Below are 22,569 nucleotides of genomic sequence, written 5' to 3' on the forward strand. Positions count from 1 at the left end.
GGACCCCGTGCGCCTGCCCGACCTGACCCCTGCCGAGCTGGGCCAGGCCCAGCTCGAGCTCCGCGAGCGGATCGTGGGCGGACCGCGGGGCAGTGGACCGCAGCACTTCCCACTGGTGCGCGAGGACGGCTCGCTGACGGGCCCGTTCGGCGTCATGCTCCACGAGCCGGCGCTGGGGGCGCCGCTGCAGGAACTGGGGTCGGCGATCCGCTACGCGTCCGGCCTGGACGCCCGCACCCGGGAGATCGCCATCCTCGCCGTCGCCGCCGCCACCGGCAGCGCGTTCGAGGCGTACGCCCACGAGCGGGTCGGGCGTGCCGTCGGGCTCACCGAGGACGAGATCGCCGCGCTCGCCGACGGCTCGTTCACCTCGGCGGACCCCCGCGAGCGGGCGGCGTACGACTTCTGCCGTCACCTCTTCGACGACGGTGGACACCTGGACGACGACAGCTATGCGGCGTACGCCGACGCGCTGGGCACGACGACCATGACGGAGCTGATCGTCCTGGTCGGCTACTACCGCACGCTTGCCCAGCTGCTCGACGTGTTCGACGTGGGTGCGCCCGAGGAGGAGCAGCCGGCTCAGTAGTGCGCGGTCATCACGTGCTTGATGCGCGTGTAGTCGTCGAACCCGTAGCCCGAGAGGTCCTTGCCGTAGCCCGACGCACCGAACCCGCCGTGCGGCATCTCGGAGACGAAGGGGATGTGGGTGTTGACCCACACGCAGCCGAAGTCGAGCTCGCGGGTGAGCCGGTCGGCGACGCCGACGTCGCGGGTCCAGGCGCTGGCGGCCAGGCCGTAGGGCACACCGTTGGCCATCGCCAGCGCGTCGGCCTCGTCGCCGAAGGACTGCACGGTGAGCACCGGGCCGAAGACCTCCTCCTGCACGATCCGGTCGTCCTGCCGTACGCCGGTGACGACGGTCGGGGCGAAGAAGAAGCCGGTGTCGCCGTGGCGGGAGCCACCGGTGCGTACGTCGGCGTGGCCGGGCAGCTCGGCGAGGAAGGCCTCGACCTTGGCGAGGTGGGAGGCGTTGTTGAGCGGGCCGTAGTCGGCCTCCTCGTCCGACGGAGGACCGGGCCGCGTCGCCTCCGCCGCCTTGACCAGGAGGTCGACGAGCTCGTCGTGGACGCTGCTGTGGGCGATGACGCGGGTGGCGGCGGTGCAGTCCTGGCCGGCGTTGAAGTAGGCCGCGGCGGCGATCATCTCCGCGGCCCGGGGCAGGTCGGCGTCCGGCATCACGACGGCCGGCGCCTTGCCGCCGAGCTCGAGGTGCACGCGCTTGAGCGACCTGGCCGCGGAGAGCGCGACCTCGGTGCCGGCGCGGACCGAGCCGGTGATCGCGACGAGGCCGGGGGTCGGGTGCTCGACGAGGTGGCGCCCGGTCGAGGCGTCGCCGTTGACGACGTTGAGCACCCCGGGCGGCAGGATCGCGCCGGCGATCTCGGCGAGCAGCGCGGTCGAGCGGGGCGTGGTGTCGCTGGGCTTGAGCACGATCGTGTTGCCGGCGGCGAGCGCGGGCGCGATCTTCCAGATCGCCATCGCGAAGGGGTAGTTCCACGGCGTCACCTGGCCGACCACGCCGATGGGCTCGCGACGGATCGCGGACGTGTGGCCCTCGAGGTACTCCCCGGACGACTTCCCCTCCAGCAGCCGCGCCGCGCCCGCGAAGAACCGCAGCTGGTCGACGCCCTGGTCGACCTCCTCGCTCGCGACGTAGCGCACCGGCTGACCGGTGTCGCGGGCCTGCACCCGGCTGATCTCGTCGCGTCGCTCGGCGACGGCGGCGGCGAGGTCGAGCAGGTGCGCCTGCCGGGCTCCGGGGGTGAGCCGCTTCCACGACGCCGACGCGCGCTCGGCGGCGGCGTAGGCCCGGTCGACCTCGTCGGGCGTGGAGACCGGAGAGCGGCCGTCGGGCTCCCCCGTGACCGGGTCGACGAGCTCGATGAAGTCGGCGGTGGCGGACTCGACCGGCTCGCCGTCGATGAAGTTGCGGATCGTCTCGGTCATGGCTCCGTGCTCCCTCTGCTGGGCGGTCGTGCTCAGGCGACGTAGATCTTGCGGATGGTCTCGTGGACGACCCAGGTGGTGTGCTCGCCGGCGCGCAGGCGTACGACGCTGCCGGGGCGCAGGTCGACCCGCTCGCCGTCGTCGAAGGTGACGGTGCCCGACCCGGACAGCACGACGAACACCTCGTCGACCTCGACGTCGGTCGCGGTGCCGGGCGTCATCTCCCACACGCCGACCTCCACGCCCGAGACCGCGGCCAGGGCGCGCGACCCCGCCTCGGGGGCGCCGAGGAGGACGGTGCCGGGGTCGAGCGGGGTGGTCGGCACGGCGGTGGCGACGTCGAGCACACGGGTGGTCACGCGGGTCATGCCGGCCATCGTCCCCAGCGGCAGGGCACCGGCGGGCCGACGATCTGTCGTCACTTGGCCCGCCCGCCCAACAGTTCGTCTGCCACGAGGGCGACGTGCAGCGAGACGCGTACGTCGGGGTCGTCGAGGTCGGCGTCGAGGAGCGCCTCGATCCGGGCGAGGCGGTCGTAGAAGGCGGCCCGGGACAGGTGCAGGCTCGCGGCGGCCTCGGTCTTGCTGGAGGGGTGCAGCACCAGGGCGCGCAGGGCGGCGAGGAGCTCGGTCCGCGAGCCGTCGGCGCGGTCGTGCTCCTGCAGCGGTCCCAGCTCGCGCTCGACGAAGAGCCGGACCCGCTCGTCCTCGCCGAGCAGCGCCAGCAGCCCGCGCAGGTGGAGGTCGGCGAGCCGGTGGACGTCGGGGTCCTGCTCGCGCCGGACCTGCGGGGCGGCATCGGCGACCTGACCGGCCTCGGCCACCGTGCGCGCGACGCCGGCGCGGTCGGGCACGGTGCGGCCCGCGGCGACCACGACGTCGTGGTGCGCCCGCACCCGCGCGGCCAGCCGGTCGACCAGGTCGTCGGCGTCCGCCCCGGGGGACGTCGAGACCAGCACGCGCAGGTCGCGCTCGACCTCGCACACCAGCGCCGGCACCCGCAGCGCGTGCGCGGAGCGCACCACGGTCGCTGCCACCTCGTCGAGGTCCGCCGGCGGCACGGAGCCGACCCGTCCCCGGACGATCACGCCGGTGAGGTGGCGGCGGTGCACCGGGAAGCCGGCGAGCTCGCAGCGACGACGCGTGTCGTCGGAGCCGGGGTCCTCGGCCAGGCCGGTGAGCAGCTCGAGGTGGGTGCGGCGCATCAGCGTGCCGCGGTCGCGGTCGTGCAGCCGGTGGAGCGCGAGTGCCGACGCGGCCCGCTCGGCCACGGCGACCAGCCGCTGGGACGGTGCGTCGGGCGAGCCGATGACCAGCCGGCCCCAGGCGCGGTCGGTGGTGCCCAGGCGCGTCACCAGCCAGCCGTTGGCGGCGTCCCAGCCGGTGCGGCCGGCCACCTCCACGCGCCGCGAGCGCGCCGGCCAGCCGTCGAGGAAGCCGTCGTCCCCGTCGGGCCCGGCGAAGTAGTCGAGCGGCCGGTGCTGGGCGTTCTCCACCACGACCGGCGCGTCGGCCAGGCGCTGCACGGCCCGGAGGATGTCGACGGGGCTGGCCAGGTCGTTGCTCAGCTCGGTGAAGGTCTCGTGCACCCGCTGCGCCTCGCGCAGCTCGGTCAGCTGCTGGTCGACCACGCGCTCGCCGATCTCCTGGGCCAGCGCCGCGAAGCGGGTCTCGCGCGCGAGCACCACCAGCGGGAGCCCGTGCCGCTCGCACGCGTGGACCAGCGCGTCGGGCAGCGTGTCCGCCCACCGTCGGCCGAGCTCCACGACGACGCCCGCGCTGCCGACGTCGGCGAGCTCGTCGACGAACGCCTCCAGGCCGGCCGCGTCGTCGTCGGCGGGCAGCCCGGTGCCCATGGTGAGCAGGAGGTCGCCCGGGCGCAGGAGCTGGCGCACGTCGAGGCGCTCGGTGGCGTGCACCCAGCGGATCGCCCGGTCGGTCCCGGTGGCACCGGCCACGACGGTGGGACGGGCGCGGCGGAACGTCGGCAGCTCCAGCGCCTCGCGGAGCGTCACCCCCGGCGTCACGTCGACCACAGCGTCCAGCCTACGCGGGCGCGGGGTGACGAAGTGTCCGGCCGCTAGCGCCGATGCCGACGATCCGACACCCGCCCCGACGTCGTACGACGCGCAGGATGGCCGCATGACAGAGCAGATCGTGCACTGGGCCGACGGCGCCCCCCTGACCGGCTCCCCCACCGGCTGGGCCGACGTCACCAACCCCGCGACCGGGCAGGTCACCGGACGCGTCGCGCTGGCGAGCGAGGCCGACGCCGCCGAGGTCATCGCCGCGGCGTCGCGCGCCGCCCGGAGCTGGGGCACGACCTCGCTGGCCCGGCGTACGCAGGTGCTGTTCGCCTTCCGCGAGCTGCTCAACGCGCGCAAGGAGGAGCTCGCCGCGATCATCACCGCCGAGCACGGCAAGGTGCACTCCGACGCGATGGGCGAGATCGCCCGCGGCCTGGAGGTCGTGGAGTTCGCGTGCGGCATCTCCCACCTGCTCAAGGGCGGCCACAGCGAGGAGGCGTCCACCGGCGTCGACGTGCACTCCAAGCGCGTGCCGCTGGGAGTAGTGGGCATCATCAGCCCGTTCAACTTCCCGGCGATGGTGCCGATGTGGTTCTTCCCCATCGCGATCGCCGCGGGCAACACGGTCGTGCTCAAGCCGAGCGAGAAGGACCCGAGCGCCGCCGGCTGGCTGGCCGCGCTGTGGCAGGAGGCCGGGCTGCCCGACGGTGTCTTCAACGTCCTGCACGGCGACAAGACCGCCGTCGACGCACTGCTCACCAGCCCGGCGGTGCAAGCGATCAGCTTCGTCGGCTCCACCCCGATCGCGGAGTACGTCTACGAGACCGCCAGCCGTCACGGCAAGCGCGTGCAGGCCCTCGGCGGTGCCAAGAACCACATGGTCGTCCTCCCCGACGCCGACCTCGACCTCGCCGCCGACTCGGCCGTCAACGCCGGCTACGGCAGCGCGGGCGAGCGCTGCATGGCGATCAGCGTGCTCGTCGCGGTCGACCCGATCGGCGACGAGCTGGTCGCCCGGATCGCCGACCGCACCCGCACGCTGCTGATCGGCGACGGCGGCCGGGACGCGACCGGCGCGGACGCCTCCGGCAAGGAGGCCGACATGGGTCCGCTCGTCACCCGGGCGCACCGCGACCGGGTCGGCTCCTTCATCGACTCGGGCGAGAAGGCCGGCGCGAAGGTCGTGGTCGACGGACGTGACGTCGCGGCCCGCGGCGGCTCGAATGACGTGGCTGAGGGCTTCTGGCTCGGCCCGACGCTGTTCGACGAGGTCACCCCCGACATGGACATCTACCGCGAGGAGATCTTCGGACCGGTCCTCTCGGTCGTCCGGGTCGGGTCCTACGACGAGGCCGTCGCGCTGGTCAACGCCAACGAGTACGGCAACGGCACCGCGGTCTTCACCAACGACGGCGGCGCGGCCCGCCGCTTCGAGGCCGACGTGACCGTCGGGATGATCGGCGTCAACGTGCCGGTCCCGGTACCGGTGGCCTACTACTCCTTCGGCGGCTGGAAGCGCTCGCTCTTCGGCGACACCCACGCCCACGGCACCGAGGGCGTCCACTTCTTCACCCGCGGCAAGGTCGTCACCACCCGGTGGATCGACCCCGCCAACCGCCCCGAGGGCGGCCTCGAGCTGGGATTCCCGCGCAATGACTGAGACCGCCCTGACCTCCGACCTCGCCGGCACCCACGACGCCGCGCGGGCCTACGAGCTCGACCGCGCCCACGTCTTCCACTCCTGGTCGGCGCAGGCCGAGATCAGCCCGATGGTCGTCACCCGCGCCGAGGGCAGCCACGTCTGGGACGGCGACGGGAAGCGCTACCTCGACTTCTCCTCCCAGCTGGTCTTCACCAACCTCGGCCACCAGCACCCGCGCATCGTGGCCGCGATCAGGGAGCAGGCCGAGCACCTCTGCACGATCGCCCCGGCGATGGCCAACGGCACCCGCTCCGAGGCCGCCCGGCTGATCGCGAGCCACACCCCCGGCGACCTCGACCACGTCTTCTTCACCAACGGCGGCGCGGACGCCAACGAGCACGCCGTACGCATGGCGCGGCTGCACACGGGGCGCCACAAGGTGCTGACGACCTACCGCAGCTATCACGGCGGCACCCACCTGGCGGTCAACATGACCGGGGACCCGCGCCGGTGGGCGAGCGACCACGGGTCGACCGGCACGGTGCACTTCTTCGGGCCGTTCCTCTACCGCAGCCCGTTCCACGCGACCACCGAGGCCGAGGAGTGCGAGCGCGCGCTGGCGCACCTCGAGCAGGTGGTCGCGCTGGAGGGCCCGGCGACGATCGCCGCGATCGTGCTCGAGGCGATCCCCGGCACCGCCGGGATCATGGTCCCGCCGCCCGGCTACCTCGCCGGCGTGCGTGAGATCTGCGACCGGAACGGGATCGTGCTGGTCGCCGACGAGGTGATGTCCGGCTTCGGCCGCGCCGGACGGTGGTTCGCGGTCGAGCACAGCGACACCACCCCCGACCTGCTGACCTTCGCCAAGGGCGTCAACTCCGGCTACGTGCCGCTCGGCGGCGTCGCGATCAGCGACGAGATCCACGCGACCTTCGCGCACCGCGCCTACCCCGGCGGCCTCACCTACTCCGGCCACCCGCTCGCGTGCGCCGCGGCGGTGGCGACGATCCGCGCGATGGAGGACGACGACGTCGTCGCCCGTGCCGCCCGCCTCGGCGACGAGGTGCTCGGGCCGGGCCTGCGCGCGCTCGCGGAGCGGCACGAGTGGATCGGCGAGGTGCGGGGCACCGGCGCCTTCTGGGCCGTCGAGCTGGTCAGCGACCGGTCGACGCGCGCGCCGCTCGCGCCCTACGGCGGCTCCAGCCCGGAGATGGGCGCGATCGTGAAGGGGTGCCAGGAGCGCGGGATGCTGCCGTTCAGCAACTACAACCGCATCCACGTCGTGCCGCCGCTGACCACCACCGACGACGAGGCGCGCGAGGGCCTCGAGATCCTCGACGCGGCCCTGACGGCTGCGGCGGGGTGACGGCCCACCTCACCGCCTACGAGCGGCACGCCCCCGACCCGCGGCTCGTCGCCGAGTCGCTGGCCGGGAGCGAGCCGGCGGTCTTCTGGCTCGACGACGTCGGCGCGGCAGCGGCGTACGACCCGCTCACCGCCTCGACGCGCGCCGACCTGACCGTGGTCGGCGGCGGCTACCTCGGGCTCTGGGCGGCCGTCCGCGCCAAGCGCCGCGACCCCGGCCGGCGGGTGGTGCTGCTGGAGGCGCAGACCGTCGGGTGGGCGGCGTCGGGCCGCAACGGCGGCTTCTGCGAGGCGTCGCTGACCCACGGCGAGGAGAACGGCCGGTCGCGCTGGCCCGAGGAGTACGACGTCCTCCACCGCCTCGGCGCCGACAACCTCGGCGCCTTCGAGGCCGACGTGCGCGAGCTCGGCGTGGCCTGCGAGTGGGAGCGCACCGGCGCGCTGTCGGTCGCGGTCGAGGACCACCAGGTCGACTGGCTGCGGACGTCCCGCCACTTCCTCGACGGCGAGCAGGTGCGCGCCGCGATCGACAGCCCGCTGTTCCTCGCCGGCGCCCTGGCGCCCGACACCACCGCGCTCGTCCACCCGGCGCGGCTCGCGCTCGGCCTGGCCCGGGCAGCGGCCGACCTCGGCGTCGAGGTCCACGAGCACTCGGCCGTCACCGGCCTGCGGCGCGAGGGCGGTGTCGTCGAGGTCGCCACAGACCGCGCGGTCGTGGTCTCGGACCACGTCGTGCTTGCCACCGGCGTCTTCCCGTCCCTGCTGCGACGCAACCGGCTGATGACGGTGCCGGTCTACGACTACGTGCTCGTCACGGAGCCGCTCACCGCCACGCAGCGGGCCTCCATCGGCTGGGCCGGGCGGCAGGGCCTCGGTGACCTCGCCAACCAGTTCCACTACGCGCGCCTCACCGCCGACGACCGCGTGCTGTGGGGCGGGTACGACGCCGTCTACCCGACCGGCGGCCGGCTGCACGTGCGTCACGAGGACCGGCCCGAGAGCCACGCGCGGCTCGCCTCGCACTTCCTCGCGACCTTCCCCCAGCTCGAGGGCATCCGGTTCACGCACCGCTGGGCCGGCGCCATCGACACCTCCACCCAGTTCGCCGCGTTCTACGGCACGACGCACGGCGGCCGGGTCGCCCACGCCTCCGGCTTCACCGGGCTCGGGGTGGGCGCCACCCGCTTCGCCGCCGACGTCCTGCTCGACCTGCTCGCCGGGGAGCCGACCGAGCGCACCGGGCTGCGCATGGTGCGCGAGCGGCCGCTCCCCTTCCCGCCCGAGCCGCTCGCCTCGGCCGGCATCAACCTCACCCGCTGGTCCCTCGACCGCGCCGACCACCACGAGGGCCGGCGCAACGCCTTCCTGCGGGCGCTCGACCGCGCGGGGCTGGGTTTCGACTCGTAGGCGGTCGGACCGCGGACCGTACTTTCGGTCAGGACGAGACCGGCCATCGAGCCGATACGCACACGGCGCGATGTCGCGAGGGTGGGGTGCATGATCACAGTCGAGTCCCTGACCCGGAGGTACGGCGGCTTCACCGCCGTCGACAACGTCTCCTTCACTGCCCGGCCCGGTCGCGTGACCGGGTTCCTCGGTCCGAACGGTGCCGGCAAGTCCACCACGATGCGGGTCGTGGTCGGTCTGACCGCCCCGACGTCCGGCGCCGCGACCATCGACGGGGTCCGGTTCGCCGACCTCCCCAACCCCGGCCTCGAGGTGGGCGTCCTGCTGGACGCCTCGGCCCAGCACGCCGGCCGCACCGGACGCGAGATCCTCACCGTCGCCTGCGAGACCATGGGCCTGCCCCGCTCCCGGGTCGACGAGATGCTCGAGCTGGTCAGCCTGACCCCCACCGAGGCCCAGCGCCGGGTCCGCGACTACTCCCTCGGGATGCGCCAACGCCTCGGCATCGCCACCGCGCTGCTCGGCGACCCGAGGGTGCTGATCCTCGACGAGCCCGCCAACGGGCTCGATCCCGCAGGGATCCGGTGGATGCGCGACCTGCTGACGGGCTTCGCCGGCGCGGGCGGCACGGTGCTGCTGTCCTCACACCTGCTCCACGAGATCGAGGTCATCGCCGACGACCTGGTCGTCATCGGCAACGGCAGGATCGTCGCGTCCGGCAGCAAGGAGGAGCTCCTGGCATCCGCCGGGACGCTCGCCCGCTCGTCGTCGCCGCGCGACCTCGCTCGCGCGCTCGACCAGGCCGGGATCCCCAGCACGCTCGCCAGGGACGGCTCGGTCCGCACGGAAGCCGATCCCGGTCGGGTCGGGGCGGTGGCCCTGAGCGCCGGCATCGCCCTCGTCGAGCTCCGGTCCTCCGAGGGCGCCGGGCTGGAAGACATGTTCTTGTCGCTCACTGCCGACACCCAGCGCGAAGGAGCCGCGGCATGACCGCCACGCTCGTCCCTCCGGACCCCACCACCGGAGCCGCACCGGCCCGACGGACCGCTCGCCGCATCCCGACCACCCGGCTGGTCAAGGTCGAGCTGCGCAAGATGTTCGACACCCGCTCGGGCTTCTGGATGCTCGTCAGCATCGGCATCCTGTCGCCCATCTCGGCCGGGTCGCTCCTCGTCCTCGGCCTCGACGGCGACGTGACGTACCAGAACTTCGTGAGGGCGAGCGGCTTCCCGATGTCGGTGATCCTGCCGATCATCGCGATCCTGGCCGTCACGAACGAGTGGAGCCAGCGGAGTGGGCTCACGACGTTCACCCTGGTGCCGAACCGCGGCCGCGTGATCGGCGCCAAGGCGGTCGCGACCCTCCTGGTCGGCCTGGCTGCCGTCTCGGTCGCCTTCGCGGTGGGCGCCGTGGGCAACGTGGCCGGCTCCGCACTCGCCGGCGTCGACACCGTGTGGGACGTCTCGTGGTCGATGGCGCCCCAGATCATGCTCTACAACCTGATCGGCATGGCCTTCGGCTTCACCCTCGGCGTGGCGCTGAGGGCCTCGGCCGCGGCGATCGTCGGCTACTTCGTGGCCTCGCTGGTGGTGCCCGGCATCCTCGAGCTGCTCGCGTTGGTGCGGGAGTGGTTCCGGGACCTGCAGCCGTGGATCGACTGGAACTACACCCAGGTGGCGCTCCTGGAGGGCACCACGGACACCGGTGAGGAGTGGGCGATGCTCGCCTCGACCACGACGATCTGGATCGTCTTCCCCCTCGCCGTCGGGCTCCTCTTCCTGCGCCGGTCCGAGGTCAAGTAGTGGCGGTCTCGTAGCCCCGGGTCGCGACTCGTGTCACGCACGGCCGCCGTCGAACCTCGACCCGACCGGGTCTGCGTACTCACGCACGCGCGCTCCGGGCTCGTTCGGGGTGGATCGGGGGGTGCGGTGTGGTCGTCGAGCGATGGACGACGCAACGGAAGCGACGGGCGATGGCCACCCCGAGCGACTGGGGAACGATCCGCATGCCTTTCGGCGCGATCACGATGCGTTTGGTTCCCCAACCGCGGGCCGGTGTCGCACCCAGGCAGGGATCAGCGACCCAGCTCGCGGATCGCAGGGAGCACGTCGGAGCCGAGGGCGGCGAGGAGCTGCTCCTGGTCGTGGCCGGGGCCGTGGAGGACGAGGTGGTCGAAGCCGGCGTCGACGTAGGGACGTACGGCGTCGACGACCTCGTCGGGCGTCGTGGCGACGATCCAGCGCGAGGCCACCTGCTCGATCGGCAGCCGGTCGGCGGCTGCGGCCATCTCGACGGGGTCGTGGAGCCGGTGCTTGTCCTCGGCGCTCAGCGACAGCGGCGCCCAGAAGCGGGTGTTCTCGAGCGCCTCCTCGCGCGTCGGCGCGTAGGACAGCTTGATCTCGATCATCCGGGCGAAGTCGCGCGGCGACCCGGACGCGGCGAGGCCCTCCTCGACGGCGGGGAGCAACCGGTCGGTGTAGAGGTCCATGCCCTTGCCGCTCGTGCAGATGAAGCCGTCGCCGACGCGACCGGCGTACTTGGCCATCTGCGGTCCGCCGGCGGCCACCCAGATAGGGACGCCGCCCTCGGGACGGTCGTAGATCGTGGCGTCGACGGTGCGGTAGTAGTCGCCGTCGAAGCTCACCCGCTCGCCGGCCCACAGCTCGCGCATCAGGCGTACGGCCTCGCGCAGCCGCGCCCAGCGCTCCTTGAAGTCGGGCCACTCCGGCAGACCGACCGAGATCTCGTTGAGCGCCTCGCCCGTGCCGACGCCGAGCACGACGCGGCCCGGGTTGAGCAGGGCGAGCGTGGCGAGCTGCTGGGCGAGCACGGCGGGGTTGTAGCGGAAGGTCGGCGTCAGCACGCTGGTGCCGAGCACGACGCGCTCGGTGCGCTCGCCGATGGCCGCGAGGGCGGCCAGCGCGTGCGGGGCGTGCCCGCCTTCATGGCGCCAGGGCTGGAGGTGGTCGCTGACCCAGACGCTGTCGAGGCCCACCTCCTCGGCCCGGGTGCCGAGCTCCACGAGGTCGCGGGGGCCGAACTGCTCGGCGGAGGCCTTGTAACCGACGGCGAGGGTGGGGGGCACCGCGCCATCGTGGCACGGTGACCCCCAACCACCCGCAGGATCAGGCGGCCGCCGTCCGCTCGCCGAGACCGGCCCGCAGGTCGGCCAGGATCCGCGTGAGGACACGCGACACCTGGGCCTGGGTGAGCCCGACCGCGTCGGCGATCTCCTGCTGTGTCTGCTCGTGGAAGTAGCGGAGCCGCACGATCCGCCGGTCACGGGCCGTGAGGCCGCGCATCAGCGGGTCGAGCATGACCTTGGCCTCGGCCTGCGCCAGGGCCCGGTCCTCGTCGCCGAGCAGGTCGCCGAGCGCCGACGAGCCGTCGGCCACCGGAGCGTCGAGCGAGGTGGGCGTGAAGCACCCGTCGGCGGCGAGCGCCTCCACCACGGCGGAGATGTCCTCCTCCAGGTGGGTGGCGACCTCGCTGGGCCGGGGCGACCGGCCGAGCTGTGCCTCGAGCTCCTCCTGCGCACTGGCGATGCGCGTCTGAAGGTCCTGGACGCGACGCGGCGGGCGCACCATCCAGCCCGAGTCACGGAAGTGCCGGCGCAGCTCACCACGGATGGTGGGCACGGCGAACGACAGGAAGTCGTGACCGGCGGCGGGGTCGAAACGTTGCGCGGCCTTGGTCAGGCCCAGCAGGGCGACCTGCTCCAGGTCGTCGAGGTCGATGCCTCGGTTGCGGTAGCGGGAGGCCATGCTGCGGGCAACGGCCGCATTGGTCTCGATGAGCTGACGAGTCAGGTCGTGGGCGTCGGCCTTGCGGCGGACGTCGCGGAGGTCGCAGACGATGGCGTCGGTGCGACGGGCGCGGGCCTTGCCCTCGAGGGGCAGGGCGGTTCGGAGCTGGGCGGGGATGTGCCCAGCGGGCAGTGCAGAGGCGATCGACATGGAATCCACGGCTCGCTTCCTGGGGTGTTGATGGCGTCGGCCGTGGTCTCCAGCTGACGATCAACACCCACAGTTGCATGGTCTAGCCCACCGCGACAGCCGCAAAGCGAACTCACCCGTCAGGACGAGGCGCGCACCAAGGTCTGTCCAGGGTTCTCGCCGAAGACCTGGCGGTACTCCGCGGCGAACCGGCCGGGGTTGAAGAAACTGTAACGAGCTGCGGCGTCACCGACGGTGGGCACCGAGCCGTCGCGCAGGACCTGGTGGACCAGGTCGAGGCGGACCTGCCGGAGGTAGGCGTGCGGCGTGCAGTCGAGGTGGCGCCGGAAGGCGTACTGCAGGGCGCGCGGGGTGACGTGGCACTCCCGGGCGATGTCGGACATGGTCAGCTCGTCCGCGGCGCGGTCCTCGATGATCCGCTGCGCCAGCCGTACGACGGACTGGCTGGCGTCGCGCGCGTCACGCGCGGCCCCGCGCTCGTCGCCGACGATGTTGTTGGCGAAGGTGTGCAGGAGGCTGTGGGCGAGGAGCCGGGACGCGCCTGCCTGGCCCGCGGGATCGACGCCGTCCTGCGCCGGGGCGCCGAGCCGGTCGACGACGGCGCGCCACTGCGCGGCCGCGGCGGGCGAGCGCGGCACGAAGCTGTGGAACCTGAGGTCGTCGCTCGTCCTGTCGGGGTCGATGTCGGCGATGGCGGCGCTCAGCACCTCGAGCGACACGCCCGTGTTGCGCACGTCGTAGCCCGTGCCGCCCCCGGAGAACGGCATCCCCCATCCCGCCGCCAGGACGGTGTCCCCCTCGCGGGCGCGGTCGGTGATCGACCTCCGGGTGTACTCGATCTCGCCCTCCAGCACGTCGACGACCACGAGCACCGGCATGGCCTCGGCGTCGAAGCGGACGGGGTCGTCGATGCGCAGGCGGTCGAACGACACGCCGCCGCGCTCGCGCCGCCGGTGGTGCACGGTCCCCATGTGACCGTCCAGACCCAGTGCGGTGCCGTAGGCCGAGTCCAGCCAGTGGCGCGCCTCGTCGCCGTCGCCCTCGAAGTCGAAGACGTCGGGTGTGCTGCGGCGGGAGCCCTGCTCCTCCACCGGCACCTCCTCAAGGAGAGTGCGGAACGACCCGACGTCTTGAGTCTCCTCGACTGTAGCCCAGTCACGGCCGTCCCGCCCATCGTGAGGTTTCGGGCCCCGCCTGTAGGGTGGGGTACTGCCTTAGTTGAACTAGTTGAACTCCGCCCTGTGTCCGCGGACCGACGTCATGCATGAGGTGACGATGTCTGCCACACCCCTGAACCCGGGCGAGCCCACACCCCACGCCGATGCGCTGCGCGACGAGGTCGCCCAGCTGCACGAGGCCGTCAAGTCGCAGCGCGACATCGGCATGGCCATCGGCCTCATGTCCGCGCGCTTCAGCTGCAGCACCGATCAGGCCTGGCGCACGATGCTGCGCGTCTCGCAGGACAGCAACACCAAGGTCCGCACCGTCGCGCGGGTGCTCGTGGCGACCCACGACGGCACCGCCGATCCGGAGGACCACCAGGCGCTGGCCAGGTTCGCCGGGCACCTTCCAGCCTCGGGCTGGCCGGGAGGTTCCACCGCTCAGGGATAATCCAGCCCCATGAACATCGATGACGCCGCGCTGGCCGAGAGCCTGCGTCGGCTCTCCCAGCCGCGGGACGACGACGGCTCGATCACCTCGGCCCTCCAGGTCGTCGTCACCGCCTGCGTCGACCTCTTCGCCGTCGACGGTGCTGGCGTGCTCATCGCCGACGAGCAGGACATCCTGGTCTACGCCGCCGCCAGCGACGGGCCCGGGCGACTCCTCGAGCAGACCGAGGCGGAGGCCGGCGAGGGGCCGTGCACCGAGGCGTTCGTCCAGGGACGGGTGGTGACCAGCCGCGACGTCACCGCCGAGGCCGAGCGCTGGCCGACCCTGGCGCGGGCGATGGCCGAGCAACCGGTGCGCGCGGTGCTCGGCACGCCGGTGCTCCTCGGTGGCGTGCCCGTCGGCACCCTCGACGTCTACAGGAGCCGTCCCCACGACTGGGACGAGAGCGAGCAGGCCGCGCTGGGGCGCTACGCCGAGGTCATCTCCACCACGCTGGGCGCCGCCCTCCAGGCGCACACCGCCGGCGAGCTCGCCCGACAGCTCCAGTACGCCCTCGACTACCGCGTGCTCATCGAGCGGGCCGTCGGCTTCCTGATGGCCAAGCACTCGCTCGACGCGGTCGGCGCCTTCAACGCGCTCCGCACCGCTGCGCGCAGCCGTCGTACCAAGATCGGCGTCGTGTCGGAGCACGTCCTCGACACCGGCTCCCTGCCGGCCTGAGGTCCTCGAGAGCCTGACGTCCCGGCCGGCCCCCTGTCGCCGGCGGGACGTCAGTCGTCCACGGCCTCGGCGGCCCGCTCGTGCGGGATGGCCCGCGTCTCCACGATCTGGGTGGCCACGTCGCGCAGCTTGACGTTGGTCGTCGAGGAGAGCCGGCGCAGCAGCTCGAAGCTCTGGTGCTGGTCGATGCCGTAGCGCTCCATCGCGATGCCCTGCGCCATGCCGATGACGTGCCGGGAGCTGATCGCGGTCTGCAGCGTGCTGGCGCGGCGCGCCGACGACAGGGCCGTCGTGGCGTGGACGGCGTAGACCAAGGCGGTGTCGACGACGTCGCGGTCGGCGAAGGCACCGGTCCGTGAGCTGTAGAGGTTGAGCGCGCCCATCGGCTCGTCACGGTCGTTGACCGCGACGGCGAGCAGCGACCCCACGCCCAGCTCGGAGGCGCGGGGGCCCCAGGAGGGGTAGCGCGCGTCCGAGCCCACGTCGCCGCTGCGCAGCCAGCCGCCGGTGTCGGCGATCTCGAGGCACGGCCCCTCGCCCAGGGCGTACTGCAGGGTGTCGGCCTCCTGCGCGAGGGGGTCGCTGCTGGCCAGCGTCCGGTGGCCCCGGGAGGTGCGGATCGTGAGGCTGACCTGGTCGGCCTCGGGGAGGAGGTCGCGCATCCGGGTGACGATCGCGCGCGAGGTCATGGCCTCGTCAGGCTCCTGCTGCAGCTCGGCTGCGAGTGCCGCGAACACGGCCAAGGAGTCATGGGATGACAATGGAATCCTTGAATGACTTGCGTCTGAGACCCGTGTTCTGGAGTCAGGACAGAATTTAACGTCCCCGCGGGCCGTCGCTCAACGCGACACCTCCTATGGGATGGAGTTCGTCACAGCGAGCGTCCCCCACGCATGACACCTTCGCGCGCGGGTACTTCTGCGCGTGACCACCTCCGACATGACGACGGACGCGCCCGCGGCGCGCCCGGTGCCCCGTCCCCGGACCGGGCGCCTCGTCATCGCCTCGGTCCCCGCCAACCACGTCTACGTCCGCCACCTCGCGCCCGAGGACGGCTCGGGTCCCGTGCGCCTGCCCGACCCCGTCCCGGTCGGCGCGGCGACCACGCAGCAGTGGTGGCCCCCGGTCATGCTCGACGCCGCCTGGGTCGAGTCGCACGACTTCGACGTCTTCCACCTGCACTTCGGCTTCGACGCCCGCAGCCCCGCCGACCTCGAGGAGCTCGTCGCCGCCCTGCGCCGGCGCGGCAAGCCGCTCGTGTTCACGGTGCACGACCTGCGCAACCCCCACCACCTCGACCGCGAGGCGCACGACCGGCACCTCGACGTCCTCGTGCCGGCCGCCGACGCCCTGGTCACGCTGACGCCGGGCGCCGCCGCCGAGATCCGCGACCGCTGGGGACGGGAGGCGGTCGTGGTGCCGCACCCCCACGTCGTACCCCTCGACGTGATGCGCAAGGCCGCGGCGATGCGCGAGGTGCTCGGCCGCGGACCGCGCGAGCGCGAGCTCCGCATCGGCCTGCACGTCAAGAGCCTGCGGGCCGGCATGCACCCGCACCCGCTGGTGCCGGTGCTCGTCGACGCCGTCCGCGACCTGCCCGGCGCCGTCCTGCAGGTCAACGGGCACCGCGACGTGCTGCTCCCCGACGGGGCGAGGTACGACGCCGGGCTCGCCGAGACGCTGCAGCACCACGCCGCCCGGGGCGAGCTCGACCTGCGCATCCACGACTTCCTCGACGACGACGGGCTGTGGGCCTACCTGGCCTCGCTCGACGTGTCGGTGCTGCCCTACCGCTTCGGCACCCACAGCGGCTGGCTCGAGGCCTGCCGCGACCTCGGGACCGCCGTGGTGGCCCCCTCCTGCGGCTACTTCGCCGACCAGGCCCCGGTGCTGACCTACCAGCACGACGAGCAGCACCTCGACACCGACAGCCTGGTGGCGGCGGTGCGCGCGGCCCACGCCGGCCACGTCGCCGCCCCGCCGAGCGTGGACGAGCGGCGCCACCAGCGCGCGCAGGTCGCCGAGGCCCACGCCCGGGTCTACGAGTCGGTGGTGGGTCGACGGTGAGGATCTGCCTCATCGCCTCGAGCCGCTTCCCCATCCGAGAGCCCTTTGCCGGCGGCCTGGAGTCGATGACCTGGACGACCGCGCGCGGGCTGGCGGAGCGCGGGCACGACGTCACGCTGTTCGCCGGCCCGGGGTCGGACACCTCGCTCCCGGTGCGCCTGCTGCCGCTGTCGACGGTGGAGGTGAGCCCTGCGGCGATGGCCGACAAGTTCGCGCCCGGACCCGGCTGGCTGGCCGAGCACCACGCCTACCTCTCCCTGATGCTCTCGCTCGCGCGCACCGGCGCCGAGGAGTACGACGTGGTGCACAACAACAGCCTCCACCACCTGCCGATCGCCATGGCGCCTGCGGTCGACGTGCCCATGCTCACCACGCTGCACACCCCGCCGCTGCCGATGATCGAGTCGGCACTGGCACTGTGCTCGCGCCCGCCGCGCTTCGTCGCGGTGAGCGAGTGGACGGCGACCTCCTGGCGCCACGCGGTCGACAGCGACGTCGTGCTCAACGGGCTCGACCTCCGCGACTGGCCCGCAGGCCCGGGCGGCGGACCGGCCGTGTGGTCGGGCCGGATCGTGCCGGAGAAGGCGCCCCACCTCGCGGTCGAGGCCTGCCGGCTCGCGGGCGTGCCCCTCGTGCTGGCCGGTCCCGTGCAGGACCGGGACTACTTCGAGCGGGAGGTCGCGCCGCTGCTGGGCGCCGACGCCCGCTACGCCGGCCACCTCGCCCAGCGCGAGCTCTCGCAGCTGCTGCGGCAGGCGTCGGTGGCCGTGGTGACACCGATGTGGGACGAGCCCTACGGCCTCGTCGCCGCCGAGGCCATGGCCAGCGGCACCCCCGTCGCGACCTTCGCCCGCGGCGGCCTCAGCCAGGTCGTCTCGCCCCAGGGCGGCGTCCTCGCGGCGCCCGGCGACGCGGCTGCCCTGGCCCAGGCCGTCGTGGCCGCGGCCCGGCTCGACCGGGGCGGTGTCCGTGCCTACGCGGAGTCGACGTGCAGCGCGGACGCGATGGTCGAGGGCTACCTCGACCTCTACGACGAGCTGACCCGTCAGGAACACGCCGCGTGAGCCGCGACGCGACCGCGACCATCGGCTACTACGTCCACCACGTCGGCAGCGGCCACCGGCACCGCGCCCAGGTGCTGGCCGCCCGGCTGCGCCACGAGGGGATCGCGGTCGCCGGCCTGTCGTCACTGCCGCGGCCGGACGCCTGGGTCGGCGACTGGGTGCAGCTGCCGGCCGACGACGACGGCGACCCCCGCGACGTCAACGCCTACGGCCACCTCCACTGGGCTCCCCTGCTGCACGACGGCACCCGGTCACGTTCCGCGGCGCTCAGCGCCTGGCTGGACGCCGCCCGACCGGACCTGCTGGTCGTCGACGTCTCGGTCGAGGTGATCCTCCTCGCCCGCCTCCACGGCGTGCCCGCGGTCGGGGTCGTCCTGCCCGGGCGGCGTGACGACCGCGCCCACCTCCTCGGGCTCGGCGTCGCGGAGGCGCTCGTCGGGTTCTGGCCCCGCACGGCGCGCGACATGACGCCCGGACTGCCCGCCGACCTCCGGGAGCGACTGGTGCCGGTGGGGGCGCTCTCCCGGCACCCCGTCCGACCCGTGCTGCGCAGCCGGTCGCACGACCGCTCGCGCGGCCGCGAGCGCACCGTCGCCCTCATGCTCGGCTCGGGAGGCCACGACGTGAGCGCGGACGACGTACGCCTCGCGCGGGGCGCCACCCCCGACTGGCGGTGGCACGTCCTGGGCGCCGACCGCAGCACCTGGGTCGAGGACCCGTCGGCCGTGCTGGCGGGCGCCGACGTCGTCGTCACCCACGCCGGCCAGAACGCGCTCGCCGAGACCGCGGCCGCCCGCCGACCCGCCGTCGTGCTCCCCCAACGGCGGCCCCACGACGAGCAGCACACGACAGGCGAGGTGCTGGCCAGCGGCTGGCCGGCCGTGGTGCGGACCGCCTGGCCCGAGGCCGCGGAGTGGAGCGACGTGCTCGACCGGGCCGCCGCCCTCGACCCGCGACCGTGGGCGCAGTGGTGCGACGGCTGGGCCGCCGACCGCTTCGCCGAGGTCGTGCTCGCCACCCGCGACCGCCTGCGCGCGGGGACCGCCTCGTGACCCGCGTCGCCGTCGTCACGATCGCGCACGGCCGCCACGAGCACCTGGCCGCCCAGCACCGCTCGCTCGCCCGGGGCGGGCTCCGACCCGACACCTACCTCGCCGTCGCCATGGACGACCCCGACATCGTCAAGGAGCAGGTCGACGGCCTCGTCCGCGACGTGGTCGCCATCGGCCGCGGGCCGCGCGGCGGGTTGCCGCTGGCCGCCGCACGCAACCTGGGCGTGGAGTCCGCGCTCGACACCGGTGCCGACGTGGTCGTGCTCCTCGACGTCGACTGCCTGGCCGGGGCGGGGCTCGTGGCGTCCTACGCCAACGTCGTCACGTCGCGCCCGCACCGCATCTGGTCGGGACCGGTGACCTACCTGCCTCCCCGCCCGTCCGAGGGCTACCCCGCTGACCCCGCCGGCCTCGCCGAGTGGGACGACCCGCACCCGGCGCGACCCCGCCCGGCCCCCGGCGAGCTGCTCGAGCTCGACGAGCCCGACCTCTTCTGGTCGCTCTCCTTCGCGGTGGGCCCGCGCACGTGGCACCGTCTCGGCGGCTTCTGCGAGGACTACGTCGGCTACGGCGGCGAGGACACCGACCTGGGGCGTACGGCGATCGCGCGGGGCATCGGCCTCGGCTGGGTCGGCGGCGCCCGGGCCTACCACCAGCACCACCCGGTCAGCAGCCCACCGGTCGAGCACCTCGACGACATCCTGCGCAACGGCCGCCTGTTCCACCAGCGGTGGGGCGAGTGGCCGATGACCGGGTGGCTGGAGGAGTTCGAGCGCCGGGGACTGGTGCGGCGCGAGGATGGGCACTGGGTGCGGGAGGACGACCCGGAGAACGACCCAGAACGACCCGAGAACCCCCGAGCGACATTCGCGAGCACAGTGAAGGAAACACCATGAGCACCACGACCGGCACCGTGTCCGCCACCCCCGAGCGCGTCTGGGAGGTGTTGTCCGACGGCTGGCTCTACCCGCTCTTCGTGGTGGGTGCGTCCCGGATGCGCGACGTCGACGACACCTGGCCCGCCGTCGGCTCCAAGCTGCACCACAGCGTCGGCACCTGGCCGCTGCTGATCGACGACACCACCGAGGTCCTCGAGGTCGACGAGGGCAGCCGGCTGCTCCTCAAGGCCCGCGGCTGGCCCGCGGGAGAGGCGCACGTCGAGATCTCCCTGCGCCCCGACGGGGCCGCCACCCTGGTCACCATGAAGGAGGACGCCACCGCGGGACCGGGCGTCCTGGTGCCCAAGCCCCTGCGCGACGCCCAGATCCACTGGCGCAACGTCGAGGCCCTGCGCCGGCTCGCGTTCGTCGTGGAGGGACGGACGACGTGAGCGCAGGCTCGTCGACCGGCTGGGACGCCGTCGTCGTCGGGGCCGGTCCCAACGGCCTGGTCGCCGCCAACGTGCTCGCCGACGCGGGATGGCGGGTCCTGGTGCTCGAGGCGCAGCCGACGCCCGGCGGAGCCGTGCGCAGCGACCGCGAGCTGCACCCCGACTTCGTCCACGACACGTTCAGCGCGTTCTACCCGCTCGCCGTCGCCTCGCGCGCGATCGCCGACCTCCGGTTGGAGGACCACGGGCTCACCTGGGAGCACGCACCGGCTGTGCTCGGTCACCCCTTCGGCGACGGCCAGTGGGCCGTCCTGCACCGCGACCGGCACGACACCGCCTCCGGCCTCGACGCGCTCCGGGCCGGCGACGGCGACGCCTGGCTCGAGCTGTGCGCCACGTGGGACCGCATCGGCCCGGCGCTGGTCGACGGGCTCACCTCGCCCTTCCCGCCCGTGCGCGCGGGCGCGCGGCTGCTGCCGGCGCTGGCCCGCTCCGGGGGCCTCGACACCGTACGGCGACTGGCGACCCCGGTCGCGTCCCTGGGTCGCGAGCTCTTCGCCGGTCCCGCCGCGCCGCTGCTGCTCAACGGCAACGCCGGCCACGCCGACTTCCCGCTCTCCTCCCCCGGGTCCGGCGTCTTCGGCGTGCTGATGACGATGCTCGGCCAGACGGTCGGCTTCCCCGTCCCCCGGGGCGGCGCCCAGCAGCTCACGGAATCGCTCGTCACCCGCTGCACCGGTCTCGGCGTGGAGCTGGTGACCGACGCCGAGGTGACCGGGGTCGACGTCCGCGACGGGCGCGTGGTCGGCGTACGCACCCGCGACGGGCAGTCGTGCGCCACCCGCGCGGTGCTCGCCGACGTGTCCGCCACCCACCTCTTCGGCCGGCTGGTCGCTGAGGAGCACCTGCCGCCGCGGCTGATGCGGGGCATGCGGGACTTCGAGCTCGACCCGGGCACCGTCAAGGTGGACTGGGCGCTCTCCGGTCCCGTGCCGTGGACCAACCGTCCCGAGCGCGCACCGGGCACCGTGCACGTCGCCGACTCCGTCGAGGAGATGACCGAGACGCTGGCCCAGGTCGCGTCGGGGGTCGTGCCGGACCGGCCGTTCCTGCTCACCGGCCAGATGACCACCAGCGACCCGACCCGGTCGCCGGCCGGCACCGAGTCGTTCTGGGCCTACACCCACGTGCCCCAGCCGGGGAAGACCCGCCGCGACGCCGCGGACGAGGTCACCGGCGAGTGGGGCCACGACGACGCCCAGCGCTTCGCCGACCGGATGCAGGCCCGCATCGAGGCCGTGGCGCCCGGCTTCGGCGACCTGGTCCTCGAGCGCCGGGTGCTCGGCCCGCACGAGCTCGAGGCCCGCAACGCCAACCTCGTCGGCGGCGCCGTCAACGGCGGCACCTCCCAGCTGCACCAGGAGCTGGTCTTCCGGCCCGTCCCCGCCATGCGCGGTCGGGCCGCGACCGGGGTGCCGGGCCTCTACCTCGCCTCCGCCTCCGCCCACCCCGGCGGCGGCGTCCACGGCGCGGCCGGCGCCAACGCCGCCCGCGCAGCCCTCTGGCACCAAAGGATCCGCCGATGACCGACCAGCTGACCTTCGGGTCCCTCACGATCGCCTTCGACGACCGCGTGCTGCGCCCGCGCGAGTGGACGGCCGCGCAGTCGGACTGGGCCGCCGAGCTGATGGACACCGCGCCGGGTGGGACGGTCCTCGAGCTCTGCGCGGGCGCCGGCCACATCGGCCTGCTCGCGGTCGCGACCTCCGGGCGCCGTCTCCTCTGCGTCGACGCCAACCCGGTCGCCTGCGACTACGCCCGGGCCAACGCGCTGGCCGCCGGGGCCGCCGAGCGCGTCGAGGTCCGGGAGGGGCGGCTGCAGGACGCGCTCGCCCCCGGCGAGCTCTTCCCGGTGATCATCGCCGACCCGCCGTGGGTGCCGCGCGAGCAGACCAGCCGCTACCCCGAGGACCCGCTCACCGCCATCGACGGCGGCGACGACGGCCTCGACATCGCGCGCGCCTGCCTGGTCGTCATCGACGAGCACCTCGCCCCCGGCGGCTCAGCCGTGCTCCAGCTCGGCACCAGCGCCCAGGCCGACATCCTGCGAGCGGAGCCCTGCTTCGCCGAGGGCCGGCTCGTCATGGTCGAGGTGCGCCAGCAGGTGCGCGGGGTGCTCGTCCGGATCGTTCGCGCCTGACGCCGTACGCCCTGGACGGGCGACGGGCGGTGTCGCAGGGGCATTTCCGCGTGCCGGAATCCCCCTCAGGCACCGCTCACCTGCGCGCCGACGGACGACACGCGCTCGGGCGGTGTGCC

At 73.8% G+C, this 22,569-nt stretch carries 22 protein-coding genes; 15 read left to right on the forward strand and 7 right to left on the reverse strand.

All coding sequences use genetic code 11. The annotated features are described in order from the left end of the window. Nucleotides 1-7 precede the first annotated feature (7 nt). On the forward strand, nt 8-589 hold the full coding sequence (locus NCI01_RS08575) for a carboxymuconolactone decarboxylase family protein (protein ID WP_254181057.1): 582 nt from the start codon (nt 8-10) through the stop codon (nt 587-589). On the opposite strand, the gene NCI01_RS08580 is transcribed toward NCI01_RS08575, so the two are convergent. From NCI01_RS08580 to NCI01_RS08590, 3 genes are read right to left on the reverse strand one after another with little or no spacing between them, the layout of a single operon-like run. After that, nucleotides 583-2,010, reverse strand: coding sequence for an aminobutyraldehyde dehydrogenase (locus NCI01_RS08580; RefSeq protein WP_254181058.1), 1,428 nt, complete (start codon nt 2,008-2,010; stop codon nt 583-585). The genes NCI01_RS08575 and NCI01_RS08580 overlap by 7 nt on opposite strands. 32 nt (nt 2,011-2,042) lie before the next feature. Then, nucleotides 2,043-2,378, reverse strand: a complete 336-nt coding sequence (locus NCI01_RS08585) for a cupin domain-containing protein (protein ID WP_254181059.1) — start codon at nt 2,376-2,378, stop codon at nt 2,043-2,045. 50 nt (nt 2,379-2,428) lie between these two features. Then, on the reverse strand, nt 2,429-4,045 hold the full coding sequence (locus tag NCI01_RS08590; RefSeq protein ID WP_254181060.1) for a PucR family transcriptional regulator: 1,617 nt from the start codon (nt 4,043-4,045) through the stop codon (nt 2,429-2,431). Between the two features lie 106 nt (nt 4,046-4,151). Between NCI01_RS08590 and NCI01_RS08595 the strand changes: the two genes are divergently transcribed. The 5 genes from NCI01_RS08595 (at nt 4,152) to NCI01_RS08615 (ending at nt 10,252) form a co-directional block, all read left to right on the forward strand. After that, nucleotides 4,152-5,696, forward strand: coding sequence for a CoA-acylating methylmalonate-semialdehyde dehydrogenase (locus NCI01_RS08595; protein WP_254181061.1), 1,545 nt, complete (start codon nt 4,152-4,154; stop codon nt 5,694-5,696). Beyond that, a complete protein-coding gene (locus NCI01_RS08600) occupies nt 5,689-7,044 on the forward strand; it encodes an aspartate aminotransferase family protein (RefSeq protein ID WP_254181062.1) in 1,356 nt (451 codons plus the stop codon). Before NCI01_RS08595 ends, NCI01_RS08600 begins: the two co-directional genes overlap by 8 nt. After that, on the forward strand, nt 7,041-8,450 hold the full coding sequence (locus NCI01_RS08605; RefSeq protein WP_254181063.1) for an NAD(P)/FAD-dependent oxidoreductase: 1,410 nt from the start codon (nt 7,041-7,043) through the stop codon (nt 8,448-8,450). The genes NCI01_RS08600 and NCI01_RS08605 overlap by 4 nt, the downstream gene beginning before the upstream one ends. A 90-nt stretch (nt 8,451-8,540) precedes the next feature. Further along, nucleotides 8,541-9,440, forward strand: a complete 900-nt coding sequence (locus NCI01_RS08610) for an ABC transporter ATP-binding protein (protein WP_254181064.1) — start codon at nt 8,541-8,543, stop codon at nt 9,438-9,440. After that, nucleotides 9,437-10,252 carry an ABC transporter permease subunit gene (locus NCI01_RS08615; protein WP_254181065.1) on the forward strand — a complete coding sequence of 272 codons (816 nt, stop codon included), beginning with the start codon at nt 9,437-9,439 and terminating at the stop codon, nt 10,250-10,252. Before NCI01_RS08610 ends, NCI01_RS08615 begins: the two co-directional genes overlap by 4 nt. Before the next feature lie 272 nt (nt 10,253-10,524). Here the strand turns inward: NCI01_RS08615 and fgd are convergent, their stop codons facing one another. From fgd to NCI01_RS08630, 3 genes are all read right to left on the reverse strand, one after another. Further along, entirely contained in the window at nt 10,525-11,535 is a 1,011-nt protein-coding gene (gene fgd / locus NCI01_RS08620) for a glucose-6-phosphate dehydrogenase (coenzyme-F420) (protein ID WP_254181066.1), read from the reverse strand. Between the two features lie 40 nt (nt 11,536-11,575). Continuing rightward, nucleotides 11,576-12,406, reverse strand: coding sequence for a sigma-70 family RNA polymerase sigma factor (locus tag NCI01_RS08625; RefSeq protein ID WP_254181237.1), 831 nt, complete (start codon nt 12,404-12,406; stop codon nt 11,576-11,578). Nucleotides 12,407-12,525: 119 nt separating this feature from the next. Further along, complete coding sequence (locus NCI01_RS08630; protein WP_254181067.1) at nt 12,526-13,497, reverse strand: AraC family transcriptional regulator; 972 nt, start codon at nt 13,495-13,497, stop codon at nt 12,526-12,528. A 184-nt stretch (nt 13,498-13,681) separates the two neighbouring features. Between NCI01_RS08630 and NCI01_RS08635 the strand changes: the two genes are divergently transcribed. Further along, nucleotides 13,682-14,017, forward strand: a complete 336-nt coding sequence (locus NCI01_RS08635) for an ANTAR domain-containing protein (protein ID WP_254181068.1) — start codon at nt 13,682-13,684, stop codon at nt 14,015-14,017. 9 nt (nt 14,018-14,026) lie between these two features. After that, nucleotides 14,027-14,737 (forward strand): GAF and ANTAR domain-containing protein, encoded by a 711-nt coding sequence (locus tag NCI01_RS08640; RefSeq protein ID WP_254181069.1) that lies wholly within the window; start codon nt 14,027-14,029, stop codon nt 14,735-14,737. Nucleotides 14,738-14,787: 50 nt separating this feature from the next. Here NCI01_RS08640 and NCI01_RS08645 read toward each other — a convergent pair whose 3' ends face one another. Further along, nucleotides 14,788-15,474: a GAF and ANTAR domain-containing protein gene (locus NCI01_RS08645; protein ID WP_254181238.1), complete on the reverse strand. Its 687-nt coding sequence runs from the start codon at nt 15,472-15,474 to the stop codon at nt 14,788-14,790. Nucleotides 15,475-15,661: 187 nt separating this feature from the next. Here NCI01_RS08645 and NCI01_RS08650 point away from each other — a divergent pair, with 187 nt between their 5' ends. The 7 genes from NCI01_RS08650 to NCI01_RS08680 are packed head-to-tail and all read left to right on the forward strand — an operon-like array spanning nt 15,662 to nt 22,450. Further along, nucleotides 15,662-16,804 carry a glycosyltransferase gene (locus NCI01_RS08650; RefSeq protein WP_254181070.1) on the forward strand — a complete coding sequence of 381 codons (1,143 nt, stop codon included), beginning with the start codon at nt 15,662-15,664 and terminating at the stop codon, nt 16,802-16,804. Then, a complete protein-coding gene (locus tag NCI01_RS08655) occupies nt 16,801-17,868 on the forward strand; it encodes a glycosyltransferase (RefSeq protein WP_254181071.1) in 1,068 nt (355 codons plus the stop codon). The genes NCI01_RS08650 and NCI01_RS08655 overlap by 4 nt, the downstream gene beginning before the upstream one ends. Then, on the forward strand, nt 17,865-18,920 hold the full coding sequence (locus NCI01_RS22670; RefSeq protein WP_254181072.1) for a glycosyltransferase: 1,056 nt from the start codon (nt 17,865-17,867) through the stop codon (nt 18,918-18,920). Before NCI01_RS08655 ends, NCI01_RS22670 begins: the two co-directional genes overlap by 4 nt. Beyond that, a complete protein-coding gene (locus NCI01_RS08665; protein WP_254181073.1) occupies nt 18,917-19,816 on the forward strand; it encodes a glycosyltransferase family 2 protein in 900 nt (299 codons plus the stop codon). The genes NCI01_RS22670 and NCI01_RS08665 overlap by 4 nt, the downstream gene beginning before the upstream one ends. Beyond that, nucleotides 19,813-20,250, forward strand: coding sequence for an SRPBCC family protein (locus NCI01_RS08670; RefSeq protein ID WP_254181074.1), 438 nt, complete (start codon nt 19,813-19,815; stop codon nt 20,248-20,250). Before NCI01_RS08665 ends, NCI01_RS08670 begins: the two co-directional genes overlap by 4 nt. Further along, the gene (locus tag NCI01_RS08675) at nt 20,247-21,836 is read left to right on the forward strand and encodes a phytoene desaturase family protein (RefSeq protein ID WP_254181075.1); all 1,590 of its coding nucleotides are present in this window, start codon (nt 20,247-20,249) and stop codon (nt 21,834-21,836) included. Before NCI01_RS08670 ends, NCI01_RS08675 begins: the two co-directional genes overlap by 4 nt. After that, the gene (locus tag NCI01_RS08680; protein ID WP_254181076.1) at nt 21,833-22,450 is read left to right on the forward strand and encodes a methyltransferase; all 618 of its coding nucleotides are present in this window, start codon (nt 21,833-21,835) and stop codon (nt 22,448-22,450) included. The genes NCI01_RS08675 and NCI01_RS08680 overlap by 4 nt, the downstream gene beginning before the upstream one ends. Nucleotides 22,451-22,569: the final 119 nt, after the last annotated feature.

This window comes from Nocardioides pinisoli, assembly GCF_024199985.1.
Classification (GTDB): domain Bacteria; phylum Actinomycetota; class Actinomycetes; order Propionibacteriales; family Nocardioidaceae; genus Nocardioides; species Nocardioides pinisoli.